The sequence below is a fragment of the Johannesbaptistia floridana genome (genome assembly GCF_057440575.1).
This window is the reverse complement of sequence record NZ_JALKVM010000414.1, coordinates 1-16,639: the sequence shown is the minus strand read 5'-3', so window position 1 is coordinate 16,639 and position 16,639 is coordinate 1. Positions and strand designations below refer to the sequence as shown.

The window sequence follows — 16,639 nt, the reverse complement described above, 5'->3', positions numbered from 1 at the left end:
AGTTAAAAAATTAATGCGATCGCCCTCACTTTAACGCTTTATGTCACCCCGTCAGGAATAGTTCTCAAAATTCTCCCCGAAAAGCTTTTTGTAATAGAGAATGAAAAAGAAGGTGAGAAGTAGCTAATTGTTTTTTAAGCTTAGCAGAATATAATTGTATATTTTCTTCAAACAGAGAAAATTTATTTTGTAGCTCTATTGGTGGTAATATTATTGATAAGTTTTTAACCTTAGTAGCATTGATCCCTGACTGAGTTGTTCCAACTAAATTCTTAGTAATCTGATACCAGTAATATTGTGTTTTAAAAAAATGAGATAAATAAATGGGATTAACTTCTTCAACTAGAGGTTTAATTCTGATTAAATAAGAAGCAAAAACCGCATTCTTTGGACAACTACGAATTAAAAAACTTTTACCTGTTGTTGCCCCCGTTCTTGCTACAACTATATCACCATAAGTTAATTTATATTTACTTAATTCTTGTTGATTGCATTCACAATAAGGGACTTTGTCCCAGTCAACATTATTTTCTTTTATATCACTTATCCGTAAAAATTTAATACCACTATCTCTTTTTAAGGCTGAAGCAGTATATCCATAGTCAATATTTTTGATGATGTTTTTTAACTCTACTTTTTTCCAACCTTTGGGGTTATTTTGAGGATCTCCGAACATTTCCAAAAAAAGCGATTCCAGTAATTCTTCAGTTAACTGTATTTGTTTTTGATATTTGCCTCGGATTTCGTAAGCTTTATCTAGTATTGCTGCTATATGTTTTTGTTCTTCTATCGGTGGAACTGGGAAAAGTGTACTTTTTAAAAAGCGAAAGTTTCTACTATATCCAAGGTCTGGAAAAGTTAATGTATTTAAGTAGTAATAGGCGAATTTGGGATCAATATTTTTACTATGACTTAAAACTTTAATTCCGTCAGCGCCTAAAGCAAAGGGTTTTTCGATAAATTTGAAAATTTTTGTATGATCTCCAAATAAAATACACGGTAAATCTACCTGACACTGAAGATTAATATTGTTAGTAAAGCCACCAATAAACTGTTGACTTTGATCAATAATTGGTAATTTACCCATGTCTGAATATTCATGTTTTTTTAACTTGGGTTGTCCTCCAGTTTTATCCTGGAATGCTTCAGTAAATTGAATAATATTCCAGTCAGAAGGAAATTTTTTATATTGAGTTAATTCTTGATTATTTATAGTAATTCGCACATTCTACACTCTTTATTTTACATTCTATAGCAGTGCTCGTTATAGTGTTAACTATATTTACATAAACTTTTCCCCCCAAACCCCCCTTATTAAGGGGGGCTTTTGATGATAACTGTAAACATCTATTTGCGAGCTTGCTATACATTCCCTATTGCCTTTATAGGTAAACGTTCAGGGGGGCGATCCTCACTTTGGGTAGGTTTTTAACATTTCGGTGAAGACGGGACAAGCTCATATCTTGCATCTTTTCCACTCATTTACTGGTGATGATTGAGTAATGAGTTTTGAAGCTTTGAAGTAATGAGTTAAAGAATTAATGCGATCGCGCTTAAAAATTGATTCTCGCCTGTTGGCCTATTTAGTACTTTTGCACTTGCGTGCTTTGATATGGGACTCCGGGAGGAACGAAGACAAGTAGACAAGGGAGATAATACAATTTAAAAAGTATGTTTTGAGCTTTTTGTAGCAGACAAATACTTATGCTTCCTTATTACTCATCGATTGACAGTTTTTGCAACAGAACCATCAAACTGCTGCATAACCTGTATAGGGTCGTAACTCTGGTTCTCGAAATCCCAAAACAATATCCTCCTTCGGTACACCCGCCTCCTCTAAGTCTAATGCAATACCACTTTCTGTCCCATCGCGCTGAATCCAGATTTTTCCTTGAATAATATCAAGATGAATAATGCAGCCATGTACCCGACGACCATTATTCCAACCTATATTTATTAAGAGATAGCGATCGCGTTTTTGATCAAAGATAATCTCTGTCTCAAACTCCCCATAAGCATAGGGAACAGCCGCATAATCCGATAATACTTGTTCAATAATTTCTCGATATCTATCTAGGGTATCCATGTAATAATCTCCTCCTTATTTGGGTCAAAGACTATCAGCTTAACTCGCTGCTTCTTTAAAAGAATTTTGCCAATGGGTTCTTCAAATAAGTCTTCAAACGTTCTTAGTCGAATCGCTAAATATAAAATTCTCTCTGGAGAAAAGTCTTCTAAAATATCAAAGTAAAGAACATATTGACCCAAAGCCTTTTCTAAGTCGTCTACATCCGACCTTCCAATAAAACTTTTAATTTCAACTGCAATTTTTTGTTCTTTTTTTGTCGCCGCGATCAGTTGGGCTGCCCCCAAGTCAATATATAAATCCTTCTTGCCAATTTCCAACTTAAATGGATCGTGGGTAATATTCCATCCATCTTTAATCAGAGCATTTTTCACACAATTATGATAGATATCTTTTGCAGGCACAGTAACTTCTAGGGGCATTAGATTAAATCTACTTTAATTATATAGCAAAGGAAGGGTAAGTTAGGACACAAAAAGATATTTTTCAACTGTATTTAGCCCCCCTGAACGGTTGCCTTCATAGAGAGACTAACGCGGCGAAGAGTAACATTGACATCTAATACCTTTACCCGGACAATTTGCCCAACTTTAACCACGGTTTGAGTATCTTCGACAAAATGATTAGCCAACTCAGAAATATGTACTAAACCATCTTGATGGACACCAATATCTACAAAGGCACCAAAATTAACTACGTTAGTGACAACGCCTTCTAACTCCATTCCTATCTCTAAATCTTCTATCTCTTCAATTCCTGGTTTAAAATTAACTTTAGAGAAGTTATCGCGAGGATCTCTACCTGGTTTAGCTAATTCGGCACAAACATCTTCTAAAGTGGGTAATCCCACTTGACTGGTAACAAATTGCTGTAAGTCTAAATTATCTAAATGGTTACTAATTTTGTGAATTTCTTCCAGGGAAACATTACAGGCATCTAAAATATTTTTGGCTACATAATAGCTTTCTGGGTGAACTGCGGTATTATCTAGAGGGTTATTACCGTTACGAATACGTAAAAAACCTGCTGCTTGTTCAAAGGCTTTGTTACCCAATTTCGGTACTTCTAGTAACTGTTGGCGATCGCTAAATGCACCATTAGCTTCACGGTATTTAACTATATTATTGGCTATACTCGGACTGATTCCTGAGACAAAACCCAGAAGTTCTCCCGATGCAGTATTTAGGTCAACTCCTACGTAGTTAACACAGCTTTCTACTGTTTCTTCTAGCTTCTTTTTCAACAGTTTTTGCGATACATCGTGTTGATACTGTCCTACTCCTAGGGATTTTGGTTCGATTTTCACTAATTCTGCGAGGGGGTCTTGAAGACGTCTACCGATACTAATTGCACCTCTTATAGTAACGTCTAAATCAGGGAATTCAGCAATCGCTACTTTACTTGCAGAATAAATAGAGGCGCCGGATTCATTTACAGTTACTATTTCTGGTTTGGGGGTGAGATTTTCTAAGGTCTGTTGGATGAAAGCTACTGTTTCTCTAGATGCTGTACCATTACCGATGCCTATTAATTGTATTTGATATTTTTCGATAAGTTCAATAATAATTTTGCTGGCTTCGGTACTTTTTACATTACCACTGTGGGGGTAAATTACTTGATGGGCACAAAATTTTCCTGTTTCTGACAAGACGGCTACTTTACACCCCGTACGAAATCCTGGATCTATTCCTAGGGTTGGTTTCATCCCAGCAGGGGGTGATAGTAATAATTCTCTCAAATTTGCCTCGAAGGTTTTAATTGAGGTTATATCTGCCCATTCTTTAGATTCTGCTCTAATTTCGCGGATTATAGCAGGTTCTAATAATCTTTTAAAGCCATCGGCGATCGCCTGTTGGTAGAATTTTTTTAGTTCTGGTGATTTTGTGTTAATTTCCCTCCCTGCTATTTCTCCCAATACTTCTTCTTGATCGTAATCTAGGTTAATTGTGAGTATTCCTTCGCTTTCTCCCCGTAAAATAGCCAGAAAATGGTGGGCTGACATTTTCTTAATATTCCTTTGGAAGTCTCGATACATTTCATATTTGGTGCTTCCTTCTGGGTATTCTTTTTTTATTTTGGTGGTAACTTGACTATTTTTTGCTAAATAATCTCTCACATAGTTTCTCAGTTCTAGTTTTTCTGCTATTGCTTCTGCTATTATATCTGAGGCCCCTTCTAGGGCTTCTTTTTCTGTTAGTTTGAGGTTATTTTTTTGGCAGTAGCTTTCAGCCAGGGTAGTTAGAGATTTTACTTTACTATTAGATGTATTGAGAGATTGTAGCTGTTTGGCCAAATTTTCTAACCCTTTTTCTTTGGCTATCGCCGCTTTGGTGCGTCTTTTTGGTTTATAGGGTAGATATAAATCTTCTAATTGATTTTTTTGCCAACAGGCGTCTATTTTTGCTGCTAATTCCGGGGTTAGCTGTTTAGTTTTAGCTATGGCTGCTTTGATTACTTCTTTTCTCGCCGCTAATTCTGTGAGATATTGGTATCTCTCCTCAATGTTTCTCAGTTGAGTTTCATCGAGGTTAGCGGTTTTTTCTTTACGATAACGAGCGATAAAGGGTATTGTTGCTCCTTCTTGGAGTAGATTGAGGGTATTTTCTACTCTACTGCTTTCTATCGATAATTCCCTGGCGATCGCTTCGATAATAGCTTGCATCATTTCAGTTTTGTTTTATGCCATCGTACTTATCCTACTTTTCCAGTTAGTGTAGGAAATTTTTATACTGTGCTTAATCCTAACATAGCTCGTAAGGTAAAGTATAAGAAGCTAAAACTAGCAATTATTGCTCCTACTAGGGCGATCGCTGTTACTGGATTACGCAATAGGGGTTGTAGTCTCTGAAAAAAGGCGATAAAGATACCCAAGATTAAACTAATTAAATAGCGGGGATAGCGAAAGACATTCTCAAAAAATTCTTGCATTTTTCCATTTTCTCTAGATTCTCTTTGTTATTTTTACACAATTTTCGTGCCTTCGGTGTCTATTGCTGCTGAGATTACTTCTGCTTCTATGCCTTGTTTTTCCCAAGTTTCTTTCATTGCTGTTTTTACCTTCTCTGCTGTACTAACTTCTGCTAAGGCTAATAGAGTTGGTCCTGCACCACTTATTACCATACCATAGGCCCCCGCTTCTATAGCTGCTTTTTTTACCTCCCTATACCCTGGAATTAGGGTTTCTCTATAGGGTTGATGTAGGCGGTCTGCTAGGGCTACTTTTAGCCATTTTTGCTGTTTTTTAGCTAAACCCTGAATAAGTAAGCCTAAATGTGCCAAATTAAATATAGCATCTTTGTATGTGACTGTGCTTGGAAGTACAGAGCGAGCGGCTTCTGTGGATAATTGAAAATTTGGGATAGCGATAACGGGTATAATTTCTGGATGCCAAGAGATGGGGCATATTTCCCAATCTTTGCCGTTAGAGACTGATAATTGAGCGTTACCCAAAAAAGCTGGTACAACATTATCAGGATGTCCTTCCATGGCGATCGCCATTTCGAGAACTTCTTGCTTGTTTAAAGGATTACCTGCCATACTATTAGCGGCTACTAAACCCCCAACAATTGCTGTGGCAGAACTGCCTAAGCCTCTCGCTAGGGGTACACCTAGTTTAATTTTTATATTCACGCCTGGGGTATCTTGCCCTAGGTGTTGATATAGTTTACTAAAGGCTTGATAGAGGAGATTATCTTGATCTAAATTTAGATTAGTTGAGTTTTTATCTTCTAGAGTGATTAGTAGTTGGTCAGAGGAATTGAGTTGAAATTCAAATTGATTGTATATAGTTAAAGCTACACCCAAGCAGTCGAAACCGGGACCAATATTTGCGGTGGTAGCTGGTGTAATTACAGTAACTGTGGATTTTGACATAGATTGTATAAATATAAATGTGTTGCTTAAAGTTTATTCAATTTCATCGAGATGTTCTGCCACTGATTGATATAGGTCTAAAACATGATGATCTTGTAAACTATAGAATACTTTGCGCCCTCTTTTTTCATAACTAACTAGTCGCATAGATTTAAGAGTACGTAGTTGATGGGAAACGGCTGATTCACTCATACTCAAAATTGCTGCCAAATCGCAGACACAGAGTTCCTGTGTTGCTAAAATCGATAAAATGCGTAAACGGTTAGTATCCCCAAGCAGACTGAAAAATTCCGCCATTTTTTCTGCTTTTTCTTTAGTTAGAGTCTTGCTTTGAAAAGTCTCTATAGCTTCCGTCTGAATTGGGTGAGGATGGCAATGGATTAAATCATTAGTATTTTGATTAGTTGAGTGAGAATCCGTCGATGATGCGACATTGATCATAATAAATTTAATTTACTAGTCCGCTTCTTTTTGTTAGAACGGAATATAACAACATAGTCTTCTAGTTCCTAAGCAAAAAATAGTTAGGTGTTTTTAGTTAACTATTTCAATTTTAACTGATTTGGGCAGTTATACTGCTTTTAATCTTATGTAGCAAATGTATAGTATAAAATACCCTTGTCATAAATGTTTTTCTCAACTATGATTATCTTAAGAGTATATACTTGTTCGGCCTATACTTGCATTTAAAAGTTACAGGATAATCATAGCTATCAATTTTCCTAATCTTGAAGATGAATAAAAAGCGTGGGAAAAAATTTTTTAGTAATCGAAAACCAACTATATCATTAAGATTAGTTTTAATTATACCTTTTGTTTTACAAACAACAGCGATTGTTGCAATGACTGGATGGTTATCCTGGCGTAATGGTCAACAAGCTATTTCTGAAAATTCTCATCAGCTACGTCAGGAAATTCTGGAACGTGTTGAACAATATTTAGAGGATTATTTAGATACACCTTATTTAATCAATGAAATTAATATTAATGCTGTAGCTAACGGACAATTGTCATTAGATAACCCGGAGGCTATAAGAAGACAATTTTGGCAGCAAATAAAACTATTTAAGGAGGTGGGGAATATAGCTTACGGCAGCGAAACTGGAGAGTTTATTGCTGTTGAGTATAATTCGGAATTAACAGACTTAGTTGTACAATCGGTCAATAAATCCACTAATTACAGAATGTTCACCTACTCAATTAATGATGAAGGTGAAATAATCAACCCACCAACAGAAGCAAGAGAGGAAAAATTTGATCCCCGGAGTCGAAGTTGGTATCAAGATACGATAGACAAAAGTGGAGATTACAGATGGGGAGATATTTTTAGCTTTTTTAGTGATGAAGATATCTTGGTTCTTCCTGGTAGTAAACCAGTATACGACTCAGAAAATAATCTGGTAGGAGTTTTTAGCGTCAGACTCTATTTATCTCAAATCAATAAATTCTTAAATTCTCTAGCAATTGCTGAAGAGGGGGAAATTTTTATTATCGAAAGAGATGGAAAATTAGTAGCAACCTCAATCGATGAACCTGTCACCAGTCGAAAAGTAAGAAAATACAACAGAATAGAAGCAATCAATAGTAGTAATCCCAAAATTGCTATAACAACTCAAAATTTAGGAGATCTAAATAAAATTCACTCTCCAGAACAGCGTGATCAAGAAATAGAGGGAATAAACTACTTTGTGGAAGTATCACCATTTCAGAACGAGACAGGTTTAGATTGGCTATTAGTAGTAGTAATGCCTAAAGCTGATTTTGCCGAACAAATCGCAGCCCACACTCGCAATACAGTAATACTATATTTAATATCTTTCTTAATCGCCATTTATATTTCTATCATCACATCTCGTTGGGTAGTAAGACCTATTGTTAGATTAGTAACCGCCTCTCAATCCATAGCTAGTGGTAATCTAGACCAAAAAATTCAAATCAAAGGCATTTATGAATTAAAAGTCCTTTCCCAAGCTTTTAATGACATGGCTTATAAGCTACAAAAATCTTTCACTACCTTAGAAAAACGAGTGGAAAGGAGAACTGCGCAACTTCAACAGGCAAAAGAAGAAGCAGACAAAGCCAATCAAGCAAAAACTCAATTTCTCTCTAATATTAGTCATGAGTTAAGGACTCCTCTTAATGGCATTCTTGGCTACATCCAAATTTTGCAAAAAGATCCCCACATCACCCATAAACACCAAGAGGGAATTAAAACCATCAATCAATGTGCCAATCATCTGTTAGATTTAATTAACGAACTTCTCGACCTAGGAAGAATTGAGGCAGGAAAAATAGAATTATCTCCTAGTAAATTTAACTTCATTCGTTTTTTAGAACAAATTAGTCAAATCACTCAAATTCAGGCGGATAAAAAGCACATTTATTTTAGATGGGAAGTTATTACCGAATTACCCACTTATGTTTATGCCGATGCCAAAAGGCTACGCCAAATCCTGCTGAATGTACTAAATAACGCAGTGAAATTTACTCACAAAGGGGGTGTAATCTTGAGAGTAAGTTATTACCAAAGGCAAAATACACCACCCAACTCACCAGTTATGATCAAATTTGAAATAAAAGATACTGGGGAAGGAATAAGTGAAACAAATCTCAAGAAAATCTTTTTGCCTTTTGAACAAGCAGAAAATAAACACGAACCAAATCAAGAAGGCAGTGGTTTAGGTTTAACTATTACTAAACAACTAGTGGAACTTATGGAAGGAAAAATAAGTATCCATAGCATTCCAGGAAAAGGTACTAATATAAAGTTGGCTATACCAGTAGTTATCGCCACAGACTTAAAACAAGAAACTGAGACTAAATTACCAGAAATTGTCGGTATTAAGGGCAAAATTCCTAAGATTCTAGTGGTAGACGATTCAGATTATAATCGTTTAATAATTACTAATTTTCTAACTTCTTTGGGAATACAAGTGCAAGAAGCCAATAACGGCCAAAAGGCAATAAAAACGGCAATTGAATTTCAACCTGATTTAATTGTTACTGATATATTCATGTCTGGTATGGATGGCTGGGAAATGATTGCGAGAATTCGTCAATTACCAGAATTAGCTAATACTATATTTATTGTTTCTAGCGCTAGTTTAAGTAATATGAGTCAAACTCTAATTAAACAGGAAAAAATATTTTTCTTACCCAAACCAATTGATTTGAATTATTTGTTGAAGCAATTAGAATCATTTTTGTCATTAGAATGGGTATATGAGTCAAAATCTAGCACAGTTGAACCATCAAATAATCATTATTTAATTCCTGAACAATCAGAATTAATACTAGTTTATCAAGCTGCTATGGAAGGAGATATCAACGAAATCATTAATCAAGCCACTAGAATCAAAAATAATACATCTAAATATACAGAATGGGCTGATTATATTATTAGCCTTGCTAAGAATTTCGAGATTCATACAATTCAGGAACATTTAAATCAAAAAAATCATGAAATCTTCTAAGATACCTAAAATTTTAATTATAGATGACGATATTAATAATATTAAAATACTTTTTTTTATTTTAGAAAATGCTGGTTATCAGCTTTTAGTAGCCAGAAATGGTCACTTAGCGGCGACACAAGCTAAACAAGCTTTACCTGATTTAATCTTATTGGATGTAATCATGCCAGGAATTGATGGTTTTCAAACCTGTCTCCTGTTAAAAAGCGTACCAGAAACTCAAAATATTCCGATTATTTTTATGACTGGTGTATCAAACTTACAAGATAAGGTAAAAGCATTTGAGTTAGGAGCAGTAGATTATGTTACAAAACCTTTTGAACAACAAGAGTTAATAGCTAGAATTAATTTACATCTACAATTAAAAAATTTAACAGTTACTCTTCAAGAAAAAAATAATTTATTACAGGAAGAAATAGCTAGGCGCACTTTAGCAGAAGAAGCTTTAACTAAGCTAAATCAAGAGTTAGAAACAAAAGTTAAACAAAGCACTCTACAATTAAGAAATGCTAACAAACAATTGTATAATCAGGCTTTTTATGATTTTCTCACTCAACTACCTAATCGAGCTTATTTTTTTAAAAAATTAAGTTCAATCATTGAACTATCACAGCAGGATAATAACTATTTTTATGCCGTTTTGTTTATAGACTTGAATCGCTTTAAAATGGTTAATGATAGTCTGGGACATGAAGTAGGGGATAAATTACTTAAACAAGTGGCGATAAGATTAAGAAGTTGTTCGCCATCACGTAAAATAACAGCACGTTTTGGAGGAGATGAATTCCTAATTTTATTAAAGATTAATAGCTTTCAAGAAGCAGAAGCTTGCGCTGAAGATATTAACCAGCGCTTTCAAGAACCTTTTTTCTTGAAAGATTATCAACTATATTGTTATACAAGTATTGGGATCACTTCTAATTTAATCAAAAAATATACTATCCCAGAGGAAGTACTTAAAGATGCAGATATAGCCATGTATAGTGCTAAACACGAAAATAACTATGTGGTTTTTAAACCAGATATGCAAACTCAAATCATCAAAACTATGGAGTTAGAACATGATCTACATCAAGCTATCAACAATCAAGAATTATTACTCTATTATCAGCCAATAATTTCACTATCTACAGGTTTATTAACGGGTTTTGAAGCCTTAATACGTTGGCAACATCCTACTCGGGGTTTAGTTTCTCCTGCGGAATTTATTCCTCTAGCGGAAGAAACAGGTTTAATTTATTCTATCGGTAATTGGGTAATCTCAGAAGCCTGTCGTCAAATCAATCTATGGTTAACAGAGTTTCCTGATAATCACACTTGGAAAGTTAATGTTAATGTTTCTCCCATACAGTTGAAACACCGAAATTTTATAGGCGAAATTCAAGAAATATTGACTAAAAATATGATTTCAGGAGAATATCTTCAAATAGAAATTACTGAAAGTTTTCTTATCGATAAAGATATTCAGACAAAACATTTTTTAGAAGGTTTGAAAAATTTAGGAATAGGGATATGTATAGATGATTTTGGCACAGGATATTCTTGTCTTAGTATTCTTCACAATTTTTCTATCGATGAATTAAAAATTGATCGCTCTTTTTTAAAAGCTACTCAAAAAGATAAGTCAAATATTCGTTTGATTCAATTAATTATTAATCTCGCCCATAGTTTAAATATGCAAGTCGTTGGTGAAGGTATTAGTCATATAAATCAACTTGAGTTACTAAAAGAACTCGGTTGTGAATTAGGACAAGGATATCTTTTTTCTCCTCCTGTAGATAGTCACCAGGCTACAAAATTACTAGCCAACCTACAACAAGATTGGCTAGTAAATCTTTAATTATTTACTTCGGTTCACTATAAAGGAAGTACTATATTTTTAGCTAAGCCTAGGGTTTGGAGAACTCTAATTGCCCACCAAGTTGGGTCAATTTCCCACCATCTTAAGCCAGCTTTAGCTACACGGGGATGAGAGTGATGATTGTTATGCCAACCTTCTCCGTAGGTAAGAAGCGCTGCCCACCAAAGGTTACGAGAGTTATCTTCTGATTCAAAACTGCGGTAACCTCGAATATGAGTAGCAGAATTAATTAACCAAGTACTATGCCAAAGCAATACTGCCCTCACAAATACTCCGTAAATAACAAAAGACCAACCACCGAGTAGATATAACACTACGCCTAGGGGAATTTGCAGTAACAAGTAGTTACGATTTAACCAACGATAAAAGTGATCGCGATCTAAATCCGGTGCGAATTGTTTATAACTTTCGTAATCAAAAAACTTATTTTCTGTATATAGTAACCAGAGACAATGACTCCACCAAAACCCTCTCCTTGCTGAATAGGGGTCTTTATCTACATCCTCTGTATAAGCATGGTGTAGACGATGTCCTGCTACCCAAAATATGGGCCCTCCTTGCAAGGCTAAAGCCCCAATAGTTGCTATGATATATTCTAAAGCTTTAGGAACCTGTAAACTCCGATGAGTTAATAGCCGATGATATCCTAAACAAATACCTATACTACCTAAAAGCCAGTGTAAAAATATGGTTACCCCCAATGCAGACCAAGAAAAAAACCATGGCGCTAACAATGCTAGTAGATGAAATGTTCCGAAGAAGCTTACGTTAATCCAATTTAGCTTTAGGGGTTGATTTGAGTTGGTTTCAATAAAATTTGCCGTCACGAATATCCTTTTTTATACAAAGATTGTGGAAAAATAAACAAGCGCCATTACACTTCCTATTCTTCCTCCCTTAACTCAATTAAAAGTAAAAACAGTTAGAATAGAAGTTAATATTGCAAGTTTTACTTACATTTCTCATGCTAACAGTAAATTGATATTTATGCAAGCGATACTTGCATTTAAAGCGCAACATCTATCCAAATATAGAGCAGAGCTATTTTGTAAAGAAAAATAAAAGCATAAATCTAATTGAAACAACTACCATAGGAAACGAGACAAGGGTTAAAAAATTTATGTCTTCAAGAAGTCATCAGACTCGAACACGTTTAATTAAAGCAGCAATGGAGTTATTTATCTCCCAAGGAGTGAGTAATACCACAACTAAACAGATTGCTGAATTAGCTCAAGTTAACGAAGTAACACTATTTCGACAATTTCACAATAAACATGGATTATTTCTAGCAGTGATGGAAGAATCAGATTTATTTACTCATTTAGCCGAAAATTTAATCGCTGGTCTTAATCAAGAAAGTAGCATAGAACAAGTAGTAGAAAAATATGCAACTGAATGTATTCAAAGTTTGGAAAAATTCCCTGCTGTAGTGCTTTCCGTAGTGGGAGAAGCTGGTCATTATTCCCGAGAAAATCGCCAAGCATTAGGCAATGGATTAACCCAAGCTAATCGTTATTTAAGCAAATATTTAGAAAAAATCCTCCAACAAAATCAAACACCTAGTCATCTCAGTGCTGAAAAATTAGCTAGTATGCTTAATAGTATGTTATTGGGGTACGCAGTCATTGAGTTAACTAGTGAATCCCACCAACTTTGGCAAGGGAGAAGAGACTTTTTAGAAAGTTTAGTAGCTTTATTTGCCCCTGATTGTGCTATACATCAATCACAGCAAAAAGTAGCCGATTTACCGGAGAATTTAGTTCATTCCCTACTGCAAAGAGCAAAAAAAAGTGGGAAGCAAGAATATGCAATAGTTTACTTGTTATTTGCCTCAGGTATCAGTGGAGAACAAATTGTCAATTTAGAGCGATCGCGCTATATTAATAATTCCCACGGTCAGTTTATCCAGATTACTCAACCAACAAGAAGAGAAGTCCCAATCAATCAAATAATTCTCGGCAAAAGTTATGGTTCTTACACAAGTAATCCCTTAACAAGATGGCTCAAAAGTCGCAAAGATACGGCAACAGCTTTATTTATCAACGAAGAGGGAAATACTCTTAATGAAACTCAATTGCATGAACAATGGCAGGAAATAACCACAGAGTTGGTCACTCCTGAAGGGAATTCTCCCACTCTAAAACAAGTACAACAAACCTGGTGTGTAGAAATGTTAACTAGGGGTATGACTCCAGAAGATTTATGTCTACTACTTGACTGGAATTTATCTACTCTCCAACCATATATCCAAAGAGCTAAGGAAAAAGCCACACTAGAAAAAGCAATTAATTTAGATCGCCATTGAAGAGTTCGTAGTTGGACTTTAGTCCAAAACCTAAGTGGTGACAACAAGTTTACACTTAAAACGGTTATTTTCTCACATCTAATCAGATCCTAAAAGATATCAAATGGGTTTTATAATAAGAAAAGTAACAGATAGTCAAGAGTACAGAAGAAAACAAGAATGGCAATCTTGACAGCGCGATCGCTGAAAAAAGACTTCGGCATCAAAGAAATTATCACCGATGGTAATTTTAGCCTCAATGAAGAAGACAAAGTTGGTCTAATTGGTCTCAATGGTTCTGGTAAATCTACTTTACTAAAAATGATTGCCGGAATCGAACCTATTGACGGTGGTGAATTATGGCATCATCCCAAAGCTCAAATAGCCTATCTACCGCAACAACCAGAAGTAAATGAAGAATATACAGTATTAGAACAAGTTTTTGCCCACAGCAGCCAAGAAATAGCTTTATTAAAAGAATATGAGTCTATTTCAGCTAAATTAGGAGGTAGTGGACATGCGAATGATGAATTAATGGCCAAATTAGCTAAAAGTGCTCAACGTATCGAAGCAGCAGGCGCTTGGGAATTAGAAACCAATGCCAAAATTATTCTAGACAAATTAGGCATTCAAGACAAAGATGCTAAAGTAGGAAGTCTTTCTGGTGGTTATCGTAAACGTATAGCTTTAGCTTCAGCATTGTTATCTAAACCAGACTTACTCTTAATGGACGAACCAACCAACCATTTAGACGCTTTTTCAGTAGAATGGCTACAAAGCTATCTCCAAGGTTATCAAGGCGCTTTATTACTAATTACTCATGATCGCTATTTTTTAGACAAGGTAACTAATCGTATCCTCGAAGTTGATAGAGGCAATTTATATACTTATGATGGCAACTACGCTAAATATTTAGAGCAAAAAACCACTGCCGTTGAGATGGAAGCAAGTAGCAAGCAGAAACATTTAGGCGTACTGCGCAGAGAACTTAAGTGGCTACAAAGAGGACCTAAAGCCAGAAGCACTAAGCAAAAAGCCCGTATAGATAGAATTGCCGAAATGCAAGGCAAGGAATTTAAAGCAGATGTAGGCAAAGTAGAAATTTCTACAGCTAGTCGCCGCATTGGGAAAAAAGTTATTGAACTAGAAAATATAACTAAATCCTATGGTGAAAAAACTCTCATAAAAGACTTTAGTTATCTATTTAGTCCTGAAGATAGAGTAGGGATTATTGGGAGTAATGGTGCGGGAAAATCCACACTCATGGATATTATCACTCAAAAAATTTCCCCAGACTCAGGTAAAGTAGAAATCGGTTCAACCATTCACATTGGTTATTTTGATCAACACTCCTCAAGTTTAGCCAAAAATCAAGAACAAAGAGTCATAGAATATCTCAAAGATGTAGCCGAGTTAGTAAAAACCGCCGATGGCAGTGTCATCACCGCATCCCAAATGCTAGAAAGATTTCTCTTCCCCCCAGACCAACAATATGCCCCAATTCATAAACTTTCTGGTGGTGAAAAGCGCCGTTTATTTCTTTTAGAAGTGTTAATGAGTGCCCCTAATGTTTTAATCTTAGATGAACCTACGAATGATTTAGATGTACAAACTTTAGCAGTATTAGAAGAATATTTAGAAGACTTTCCTGGTTGTGTTATTGTTGTTTCCCATGATCGCTATTTTCTAGATCGTACTGTAGACACTATTTTTGCCTTTGAATCCCAAGGGGAATTACGTCAATATCCCGGCAACTATTCTCTATACCTAGAAAAAAGAAAAACAGATTCAGTAACAGCAGCAAAACCAGAAAAACTAGACAAACCAACAAAAGTAAAAGTAAATAAATCTCAACCCCAATCAACTCGCAAACTTTCTTACAAAGAAAAGCAAGAATATTCAGGTTTAGAGGCTAAAATAGAAGCCTTAGAAGCAGAAAAAGCCCAAGTAGAAGAGATACTCTATGAACAACCCCCCTCTGATTATAATCAAATACAAACCTTAACAGAAAGTTTGGCAAAACTAGTAGAAGATATTGATACAGCTACCCTACGTTGGTTAGAATTAGCCGAAAGAGAATAGCCAAATCCCTTGAACATAAAAGGAAACAACTACCGTTTTTTACAAATGTAATTTGTACTCGTAATGATCTGAAGCTACGTTACGTAGGTCACGCTGAAAGTTGGGGATGAAGTAGTTATAGATGGTGATTTGGAAAAACCAGAATTTTTAGCCTTCTATATTCTCAATAACCAAATTATGGCCGTCGCCGGAATTAACCGAGATCAAGAAATCGCCGCTATTTCTGAATTGATGCGTCTACAAACAATGCCTAATGCAGCAGAAATTCAAAACAAATCTTTAGATTGGGTGAATATGCTACCAGTATTAGTAACATAGTAAGATAACTAGTTTATGGCATCAAGTAGGAACTTATAAATTTGGTTCACACAAACGAGGTTCGTAGTTGGACTTTAGTCCAAAATATTTCATTGTGTGACAAGAACCTCTTGATGTATCCGAACCATAGGCACTTCTATTTGTAATCTGGAAAAAAGGAGTCAGGAGTTAGTAATTAATACTTAGTAATCTTTAAAGACATTATAAAGCAATTAATAAGACGAAAGCACTCTAGAAAAAATTCTCAGTACTTCTACTCAAAAAAAATCTCTGTCAATTTTATATTTTATAAAAAATCTTCTGACTCGGTGACTACTTCTCATCATACTATTTGACGTGCGGCAGATGGGATGTATAGCAATTCATAAATATGATAGGGCTAAAGCCCTACTACAAACTTATCGTTCGGCAGATGGGATGTATAGCAATTCATAAATATGATAGGGCTAAAGCCCTACTACAAACTTATCGTTCGGCAGATGGGATGTATAGCAATTCATAAATATGATAGGGCTAAAGCCCTACTACAAACTTATCGTTCGGCAGATGGGATGTATAGCAATTCATAAATATGATAGGGCTAAAGCCCTACTACAAACTTATCGTTCGGCAGATGGGATGTATAGCAATTCATAAATATGATAGGGCTAAAGCCCTACTAC

At 35.3% G+C, this 16,639-nt stretch carries 13 protein-coding genes; 5 read left to right on the top strand and 8 right to left on the bottom strand.

All coding sequences use genetic code 11. The annotated features are described in order from the left end of the window. Positions 1-64 precede the first annotated feature (64 nt). The 7 genes from MW688_RS23620 to MW688_RS23590 form a co-directional block, all read right to left on the bottom strand. Entirely contained in the window at positions 65-1,225 is a 1,161-nt protein-coding gene (locus MW688_RS23620) for a restriction endonuclease subunit S (protein WP_486738463.1), read from the bottom strand. Positions 1,226-1,750: 525 nt separating this feature from the next. Then, the gene (locus tag MW688_RS23615; protein ID WP_486738462.1) at positions 1,751-2,086 is read right to left on the bottom strand and encodes an element excision factor XisI family protein; all 336 of its coding nucleotides are present in this window, start codon (positions 2,084-2,086) and stop codon (positions 1,751-1,753) included. Further along, complete coding sequence (locus tag MW688_RS23610; protein ID WP_486738483.1) at positions 2,074-2,490, bottom strand: XisH family protein; 417 nt, start codon at positions 2,488-2,490, stop codon at positions 2,074-2,076. Before MW688_RS23610 ends, MW688_RS23615 begins: the two co-directional genes overlap by 13 nt. A 92-nt stretch (positions 2,491-2,582) precedes the next feature. Then, positions 2,583-4,748: a Tex family protein gene (locus tag MW688_RS23605; RefSeq protein WP_486738482.1), complete on the bottom strand. Its 2,166-nt coding sequence runs from the start codon at positions 4,746-4,748 to the stop codon at positions 2,583-2,585. Positions 4,749-4,810: 62 nt separating this feature from the next. Further along, positions 4,811-5,014 (bottom strand): DUF751 domain-containing protein, encoded by a 204-nt coding sequence (locus MW688_RS23600; RefSeq protein WP_486738461.1) that lies wholly within the window; start codon positions 5,012-5,014, stop codon positions 4,811-4,813. Between the two features lie 33 nt (positions 5,015-5,047). Next, positions 5,048-5,959 carry a homoserine kinase gene (thrB, locus tag MW688_RS23595; protein ID WP_486738460.1) on the bottom strand — a complete coding sequence of 304 codons (912 nt, stop codon included), beginning with the start codon at positions 5,957-5,959 and terminating at the stop codon, positions 5,048-5,050. Positions 5,960-5,992: 33 nt separating this feature from the next. Next, positions 5,993-6,400 carry an ArsR/SmtB family transcription factor gene (locus tag MW688_RS23590; RefSeq protein ID WP_486738459.1) on the bottom strand — a complete coding sequence of 136 codons (408 nt, stop codon included), beginning with the start codon at positions 6,398-6,400 and terminating at the stop codon, positions 5,993-5,995. Between the two features lie 293 nt (positions 6,401-6,693). Between MW688_RS23590 and MW688_RS23585 the strand changes: the two genes are divergently transcribed. Together MW688_RS23585 and MW688_RS23580 are read left to right on the top strand one after the other, a co-directional pair. Next, positions 6,694-9,432 (top strand): ATP-binding protein, encoded by a 2,739-nt coding sequence (locus MW688_RS23585; protein WP_486738458.1) that lies wholly within the window; start codon positions 6,694-6,696, stop codon positions 9,430-9,432. Beyond that, positions 9,419-11,272 (top strand): two-component system response regulator, encoded by a 1,854-nt coding sequence (locus MW688_RS23580; protein WP_486738457.1) that lies wholly within the window; start codon positions 9,419-9,421, stop codon positions 11,270-11,272. The genes MW688_RS23585 and MW688_RS23580 overlap by 14 nt, the downstream gene beginning before the upstream one ends. Positions 11,273-11,289: 17 nt before the next feature. Here the strand turns inward: MW688_RS23580 and MW688_RS23575 are convergent, their stop codons facing one another. After that, the gene (locus MW688_RS23575; RefSeq protein WP_486738456.1) at positions 11,290-12,120 is read right to left on the bottom strand and encodes an acyl-CoA desaturase; all 831 of its coding nucleotides are present in this window, start codon (positions 12,118-12,120) and stop codon (positions 11,290-11,292) included. A 293-nt stretch (positions 12,121-12,413) separates the two neighbouring features. Here MW688_RS23575 and MW688_RS23570 point away from each other — a divergent pair, with 293 nt between their 5' ends. The 3 genes from MW688_RS23570 to MW688_RS23560 all read left to right on the top strand — a co-directional run bounded on the left by MW688_RS23570 (position 12,414) and on the right by MW688_RS23560 (position 15,977). Then, on the top strand, positions 12,414-13,598 hold the full coding sequence (locus tag MW688_RS23570) for a TetR family transcriptional regulator (RefSeq protein WP_486738455.1): 1,185 nt from the start codon (positions 12,414-12,416) through the stop codon (positions 13,596-13,598). A 159-nt stretch (positions 13,599-13,757) separates the two neighbouring features. Continuing rightward, entirely contained in the window at positions 13,758-15,659 is a 1,902-nt protein-coding gene (locus MW688_RS23565; RefSeq protein ID WP_486738454.1) for an ABC-F family ATP-binding cassette domain-containing protein, read from the top strand. A 93-nt stretch (positions 15,660-15,752) separates the two neighbouring features. Continuing rightward, positions 15,753-15,977, top strand: a complete 225-nt coding sequence (locus tag MW688_RS23560) for an oxidoreductase C-terminal domain-containing protein (protein WP_486738481.1) — start codon at positions 15,753-15,755, stop codon at positions 15,975-15,977. Positions 15,978-16,639 lie beyond the last annotated feature (662 nt).